Genomic DNA, 6,382 nt, shown 5'->3' on the forward strand with positions numbered 1-6,382 from the left:
TGTCGGTCGACGTCGCCGACCCGGCCACCTCCGACGTGGGCACTTCCCAACGCGAGCTACGGAGATTTCGACCGGGGTCCTCGCGATGCTCGGTCCCGGCTCAATCATCGAAGGGTGCCCAGATCATCATCAACGGACCGATGTCGGTCATCCGACCGAGGGTGTCTGCCGATGTCGGTGCCGGTTGTTACGTTGATCGGCTCTGCATCCGACGACGAGAGGACCTGCGATGAGCATCGACACCGGTCGCATCCCGTGCCGCGCCGCCACCGACCGGCACGAGGTGTGCTTCAACCTGTGGGCATTCGCCGAGGCGTCCACCGGACTGATCCGCCGGATCAGTGGAAAGGCCTACATCCTCGACGGCACCGACGAGCAGAACTCTGCCGTGTTGCGGTCGCTGGCCGGCACGGACTTCCGGACGGCCGCCACCCGTCCGGTGCCCGACCATCTGGGGGTGATCGGCCGGGACGGCCGACGGATCGCCGGCGCCGTGCTCCCTGGTCGGCTGTCGGAGGTGAGCACGATCTTCGGGGCGCTCTTGGACGAGCTGTCGGTGTTGCCCGTGCAACTGTGCACCGTCGACGGGCGGTACGCCGAACTGCCGCAGCCGGTGGTGGAGGCTCCGCTGTATGTGCTGACCGTGGTCGTCGAATATACGGACGGGCGGCTGGTCCCCGGGGTGCGGTGAGCGTCCGGCGTCTGACGCGACAGCAAAGGTGTAAATATGACAGCGTCAAGGCCCGAGATGTCTTTCCGTCGTTACGACGTCGTCGTCGTGGGCGCGGGCATCGTCGGCTTCGCTCACGCCTATCACGCACACCGGCAGGGACTCTCGGTTGCGGTCGTCGACCATGTCGATCAGGTCGCCGGGGCGTCGGTCCGCAACTTCGGCCACGCCAGCACCACGACGCTGTTCTACGGGTTCGCCGGTGCCGCTGCGCTCGCCGCGATCATCCCTGTCCTGCACTGGAATCGGGTGCCCGCCACCGAGCGGTCGCCGAGTGCGTGCGGATCTGCCTGTGCTGCATGGCCCTCGCCCTCGCCGTCGACGACCTGACGGCGAGGCCGCAGGCCCGGTGGGATTCGCCGTCGTCGCCCGGAGTTGGGTAGACAAGTCGTCCAGGTGTACAGATCTCGTGGGTACACGGTTCCAGGTGTAGGTTCCGGGTGTCCCCGCGGTAACAGGAGATCTACGACGCCATCCGCACCCAGATCGACTCCGGCGAGTACCAGGCCGGCGACGAACTGCCTGCCGAGGTCGCGCGCATGGAGCAGTGTCAGGTGAGTCGGGGACCGATCCGGCAGGCGCTGTGCAGTTCGCGTCCGTGCGTCGCTAGTTCGACGCCGTGGCCGCCGATGCCCGGGCCCTCGCGGTCGCCGAGGGGGCAGCGCTGTTGCGGGAACCGGACCGGATTCGACGCCGAGGGGCCGGCCGTTCGAGTACTCCGACGATCGGTATCGCCCTGATCAGGTGACGTTCTCCATCATGAACACCATGGACGTCACCTGATCGCCGGTGGTCACGGGGTGGCGGTCAGCCATTCCGGACGCCGCGGCAGGGCCGCCCGGATCGCCATGAGTTCGCGGGCGTGGGCATCGAGTGCCCGGTCCTCGTCGGAGACCGGCACCCACCGCCGCACCGCGGTGGCATCGCCCTGCTCGTCGACGGCGGCCACGATGGTCAGGCTGTGGGCGCAGTCACGCATCTCGCCGGTGTGCGGGGCGCCCGCCCGGACATGTACCGAGACGTGCATCGTCTGCTTGCCGGTGTGGATCAGCCGCGCATCGAGTTCGACGACGTCGCCGATGTGGATCGGCGCGTAGAACCGGATGCCGCCGACATAGGCGGACACGCACCGCCCGCCACACCAGCGCGCGGCGTTGAGGTAGGCCGATTCGTCCATCCACTCCATCACACGCCCGCCGTGGGCGTTGCCGCCCCAGTTCACGTCGGTCGGCGCGGCCAGGAACCGGGTCTGGGAGCGGGGCGCGGTGCCCGCCTCGGAATAGGTCATCCCGGCCATCGCGTCCTCGATCGCCCGGCGGACGGGGATGCGGGTGGTCGCATACTCCTGTGCGGCGCGGTCGGCGTCGGTCGCCGGCACCCACTGCGGGACCGGACGGGGCCTGCGGTCCTCACCCATCGCGACGAAGATGACCAGGCATTCGCTGGCCACGGTGAAGACACCGGTGTGCGGTGCCGCCGACCGCACCGTGCACTGGATGTGCATGCTCGAGGTCCCGGTGTGGATCAGCGTGGCGGTCACCTCGACGATGTCGCCGGGTTCGATACCACGCGTGAAGGTGATGTTGCCGAAGTAGGCGGTGACCGCGTAGCCGCCCGACCACGTGGCCGCACAGGCATAGGCCGCCTTGTCGATCCACGACAGCAGCCTGCCGCCGCGTACGTCACCTCCGAGGTTGGTGGCGTCGGTCGGTGCGGCGAGAAAACGAAGCGTGAACTCACGGTCGGACACGGGAGACATCGAACCTCCAGGGGTGATCGGTGATCAGCAGATCATGCCTGGACCGAAAACCTGACAGGAAGGGGGAGGTGGGTTGTGAGCGGTTTGGCACACGGCGTTCACATGGGGTGGACGCGGTGAGGTGCGCCGCCGGCGGACGCCGGACGGCCGTCCCGCGCGTCCTCGAGGGTGGCGATGGCCGCGGTGAGGGTGTCACAGGCGGCGCCGGCGTCGACGCGGGCCAGGGTCAGCGCCGCGATGGTCGAACCGGTGGTGAGGATGGTCAACCGTCGGCGCACCGCGTCGTCGGTGTCGGGCAGCAGGGCGCGTATTCCGTTGGCCACCGCCTGCGACAGTTCGCGGTGGTAGTCGCTGATCACCTGATGGACCGCGGCGTCGTCGCCGATCGGCGTGGCCGCCGAGGTCAGCAGCAGACATCCGTGGGGTGAGGTGTCGCCGGCGAGGGCGGTGATGGCGATCCGGAGTCCGTCGAGGTGGTCGAGGATGGCGGTGGGCGAGACGACGTCTGCGGTGAGCGGCCGGAGTCGGGGACGCACGATCTCGTCGAGATAGTCGGCGACGGTGGCGTCGAACAGGCCGCGCATGTTGCCGAAGGCGTGATAGATGCTCGATCGGCCGACCCCGGTCGCCTCCTCGACCTCGGCCACCGACACGGCATCGAAGCCGCGACGCCAGAAGAGATCGCGTGCGGACCGGATGAGTTCACTCCGGTCGTAGCCGGCGATGCGTCCCATGAGGACTCCTTGGTTGACAGATTCTGCAATGACCGTTCTAGTATAGTTCTGCAACGTTCGGTCTACAAAAGGAATCCCGATGGCGGTCGTCGCACTCGTCTGCGCCGTTCTGGCAGCAGTACTGCACATCTACATCTTCGTGCTCGAATCCGTGCGCTGGACCGACGAGCGCACCCGCCGTACCTTCGGCACCACTGCCGAGGAGGCCGAGGCCACCCGGGAGATGGCCTTCAACCAGGGCTTCTACAACCTGTTCCTGGCCGTCGTCACACTGGTCGGCGTCGGGCTCTGGACGGTTTCCGACGCGGTCGGGGCGGCACTCGTCTACGCCGGGGCCGGGTCGATGCTCGCCGCCGGCCTGGTGCTGCTGATCTCGTCGCCGAGCAAGGCCAAGGCGGCCATCACCCAACTCTTCTTCCCGCTGCTGGCCGTCGTCACGGTCACCATCGCACTACTCGTCTGACGCCGGGGAACACCCCGCCCGGCATCACCCACCGAGATCAGGAGGTCTCATGTCCACCAGTACCCAGATCCAACTCGTCTCCCGCCCGGTCGGCTGGCCCGAACCCGCCGACTTCCGGGCCGTGCAAGTGGAGCTCGCCGATCTCGCCGACGGTGAGGTGCGTGTCGCCAACGAGTTCATCTCGGTCGATCCGTACATGCGCGGTCGCATGATCGACACCCGCTCCTACATCCCGCCCTTCGCGCTCGGGGAGACGATGGGCGGCGGAGCCGTCGGTCGCGTCGTCGAATCACGGTCGGCGGACCTGCCAGTGGGAACCCTCGTGCTGCACCAGCTCGGCTGGCGTGATGTGTCCACCGGGCCCGCCGCCGCGTTCAGTCGCCTGCCCGAGCCACCGGCCGGTTCGGAATCGTCGGTGTACCTGGGCATCCTCGGGATGACCGGGCTGACCGCCTACGTGGGTCTGACGGTGATCGCCGGTGTGAAACCCGGTGACGTCGTGTTCATCTCGGGTGCCGCGGGTGCGGTCGGTACCGCCGCCGGACAGATCGCCCGCCTGCTCGGTGCCTCCGCGGTGATCGGTTCGGCCGGTGGCCCGCAGAAGGTCGAGCTGCTGACGTCGCGGTACGGCTACGACGCGGCCATCGACTACCGGGCCGGTTCGGTCCGAGATCAGTTGCGCGCCAGTGCCCCCAAGGGAATCGACGTCTACTTCGACAATGTCGGCGGCGATCACCTCGAGGCCGCACTCGACGTCTTCAACGACGGCGGGCGTGCAGCCTTGTGCGGCGCGATCTCGGCGTACAACGAGACCAAGGCGCAGCCCGGTCCGCGCAACATGAGCAACATCATCACGCGGGGTCTCACGTTGCAGGGCTTCACGCTGGGCAACTACCTCGGCTACGCCAAGGAGTTCAACGAGAAGATGGCGCAGTGGTTCTCCGCCGGCGAGATCGTGTACGACGAGACCGTCGTCGACGGCATCGACCATGCGGTTGACGCCTTCCTGGGCATGATGCGCGGAGAGAACATCGGAAAGATGGTAGTGCGCATCGCCTCTGCGGAGTGATCGGACTCCTCTGCCACCGGCGAGGTCGTCCGGCTCTCGGAACACCGTGAGTTCACCACGTCCGCAACAACTCTGGACCAAAGGCCGTTCAGCCGAGCAGATTGACCGCATTGGCCACGACGAGGCTGAGGATCACGATCGACAGCAACGACTGGATCGCCATCGCGAGCTTCGCCCATCGGGCCAAGGGCATCACGTCGGTGGGGCTGAAGGCAGTGGCATTGGTCAGCGCGAGGTAGAGGTAGTCGAAGAACACCGGCCGCCAGCCCGGCGCGGCGAGTGACGGGTCGAGTTGTTGCGGAAACGCCAGGTCGGGGTGGGTGCGCGGGTGTAGATGCCGGGTGACGGGTCCGCCGTTGTCGAGTTCCCAGTAGAGGAATGCGAACGCGATGATGGTCTGTATCCACACCAGGGCGCCGGAGATGAGCAGTTCGGTCGCCACGGTGGTCTGGGGGTTGCCGTGTAACAGGTCCCAGACCAGACGTCCCGCACCCCAGGCCGCGCCGACGGCGATCGCCGCGACGAGGGCGAGCGAGAGGGCCCGTACCCGAGGTCCGGGCCGGTCGATGCGCCCGGGATCGACGATGACCAGGGCCACCAGCACGAGTCCCTCGATCGTGGGCAGGAGCCAGTCGGTGCCCGGTGAATAGCGGGCGGGCAGGAGAAACGGCACGGCCATCGAGACCAGGACGAACGCCGATGCCGTCCACCGCCGTTCGGCGCGCGGGCGGCCGTCGGCCGGGCTGTTCTCGCTGGTCATGTCCGCCCCGTCCCGAGGTGGGATCCTGCTTCTGGTGGTCAGCCTGCAGGATCCCACCGTCGGGGCGCGGATGTGGTCGATTCACGGATGCGGCACGGTGCGGGGTCGGTGCCGCGGCGCCGCGGTGACCCGACTCGCAGCGTCGGCGAGGCCGGTTCGTGGACGGGCCGTTCTCACCGGGCCGCTCTCACCTCCCGCCGGTCAGCGGCGTGGCCGTCTCGCCGGCCCGCCCGGCGTCGGTCTTGTCGAAGAACTGCTGCGATCGCGACTCGACGGTGATGTTCCCCCCGCACAGCGCGTAACCCCACATCGCCTCGACGCGGAGCTGGTCGTGGAGCGGACGTCCGATGATCTCGTGGACTGTCTCCTTCGCCGACTCGATCGCGGCCTGATCGCAACGCAGGATCTGTTGCACCAGGAGTTCGGTGGCATCGGCGAGCTGCTCGTGGGGCACCACCCGGTTCACCATGTTCGCCGCGAAGGCGCGGTCGGCGGTGACGGGTTCGCCGGTGAGGACGAGTTCCATCGTGAAGCCGACTCCGCAAGTGTTGACCAGCCGGACGATTCCGCCGTCCGCCGAGTGCATTCCACGGCGGACCTCGAAGGCGATCGGTCGCCATCAGCGCCCTACTCGGCTACCACCCACCAGAACTCGCGGTGAGTGCCCTGGTGCGGATCGGTGGGCTTTTCGGGATCGCCGAACAGACCATGCGGGTCGCATTGACCAGGATGGTCACCGACGACGACGCCACTGTCGCGAACAGCGTCTATCGGCTCACCGAAAAACAGGTTCGACGGCAGCGTGAACAAGAGGTCAACGCGTCACCGCCCCCGGGGACGTGGGACGCCGATTGGGACGTGGCGATA

General features: G+C 67.7%; 8 protein-coding genes and 2 pseudogenes. 6 read left to right on the top strand and 4 right to left on the bottom strand.

Going from position 1 to position 6,382, the window contains the following annotated elements; genetic code table 11:
* Nucleotides 1–229: 229 nt before the first annotated feature.
* The 3 genes and pseudogenes from GD1_RS23590 to GD1_RS25585 all read left to right on the top strand — a co-directional run bounded on the left by GD1_RS23590 (nucleotide 230) and on the right by GD1_RS25585 (nucleotide 1,470).
* Entirely contained in the window at nucleotides 230–691 is a 462-nt protein-coding gene (locus tag GD1_RS23590) for a hypothetical protein (RefSeq protein WP_020792808.1), read from the top strand.
* A gap of 57 nt (nucleotides 692–748) precedes the next feature.
* Nucleotides 749–910: pseudogene (locus GD1_RS24530) on the top strand (FAD-dependent oxidoreductase); the annotation flags it as partial.
* A gap of 305 nt (nucleotides 911–1,215) precedes the next feature.
* Complete coding sequence (locus GD1_RS25585) at nucleotides 1,216–1,470, top strand: helix-turn-helix domain-containing protein (RefSeq protein WP_305798035.1); 255 nt, start codon at nucleotides 1,216–1,218, stop codon at nucleotides 1,468–1,470.
* Nucleotides 1,471–1,523: 53 nt separating this feature from the next.
* On the opposite strand, the gene GD1_RS23600 is transcribed toward GD1_RS25585, so the two are convergent.
* Together GD1_RS23600 and GD1_RS23605 are read right to left on the bottom strand one after the other, a co-directional pair.
* A complete protein-coding gene (locus GD1_RS23600; RefSeq protein WP_059039959.1) occupies nucleotides 1,524–2,489 on the bottom strand; it encodes an acyl-CoA thioesterase in 966 nt (321 codons plus the stop codon).
* Between the two features lie 98 nt (nucleotides 2,490–2,587).
* On the bottom strand, nucleotides 2,588–3,223 hold the full coding sequence (locus GD1_RS23605) for a TetR/AcrR family transcriptional regulator (protein ID WP_059039960.1): 636 nt from the start codon (nucleotides 3,221–3,223) through the stop codon (nucleotides 2,588–2,590).
* A 79-nt stretch (nucleotides 3,224–3,302) separates the two neighbouring features.
* Between GD1_RS23605 and GD1_RS23610 the strand changes: the two genes are divergently transcribed.
* Both GD1_RS23610 and GD1_RS23615 read left to right on the top strand, forming a co-directional pair.
* Complete coding sequence (locus tag GD1_RS23610; RefSeq protein ID WP_059039962.1) at nucleotides 3,303–3,686, top strand: DUF1304 domain-containing protein; 384 nt, start codon at nucleotides 3,303–3,305, stop codon at nucleotides 3,684–3,686.
* A 49-nt stretch (nucleotides 3,687–3,735) separates the two neighbouring features.
* Entirely contained in the window at nucleotides 3,736–4,755 is a 1,020-nt protein-coding gene (locus GD1_RS23615) for an NADP-dependent oxidoreductase (protein ID WP_053777820.1), read from the top strand.
* Between the two features lie 88 nt (nucleotides 4,756–4,843).
* On the opposite strand, the gene GD1_RS23620 is transcribed toward GD1_RS23615, so the two are convergent.
* Nucleotides 4,844–5,515, bottom strand: coding sequence for a DUF1345 domain-containing protein (locus GD1_RS23620; protein WP_059039964.1), 672 nt, complete (start codon nucleotides 5,513–5,515; stop codon nucleotides 4,844–4,846).
* Nucleotides 5,516–5,702: 187 nt separating this feature from the next.
* Complete coding sequence (locus GD1_RS23625) at nucleotides 5,703–6,125, bottom strand: enoyl-CoA hydratase/isomerase family protein (RefSeq protein ID WP_280513278.1); 423 nt, start codon at nucleotides 6,123–6,125, stop codon at nucleotides 5,703–5,705.
* Nucleotides 6,126–6,130: 5 nt separating this feature from the next.
* Here GD1_RS23625 and GD1_RS23630 point away from each other — a divergent pair.
* Nucleotides 6,131–6,382 (top strand): annotated as a pseudogene (locus GD1_RS23630) (PaaX domain-containing protein, C- domain protein); the annotation flags it as partial.

Source organism: Gordonia desulfuricans NBRC 100010, from assembly GCF_001485495.1.
Classification (GTDB): domain Bacteria; phylum Actinomycetota; class Actinomycetes; order Mycobacteriales; family Mycobacteriaceae; genus Gordonia; species Gordonia desulfuricans.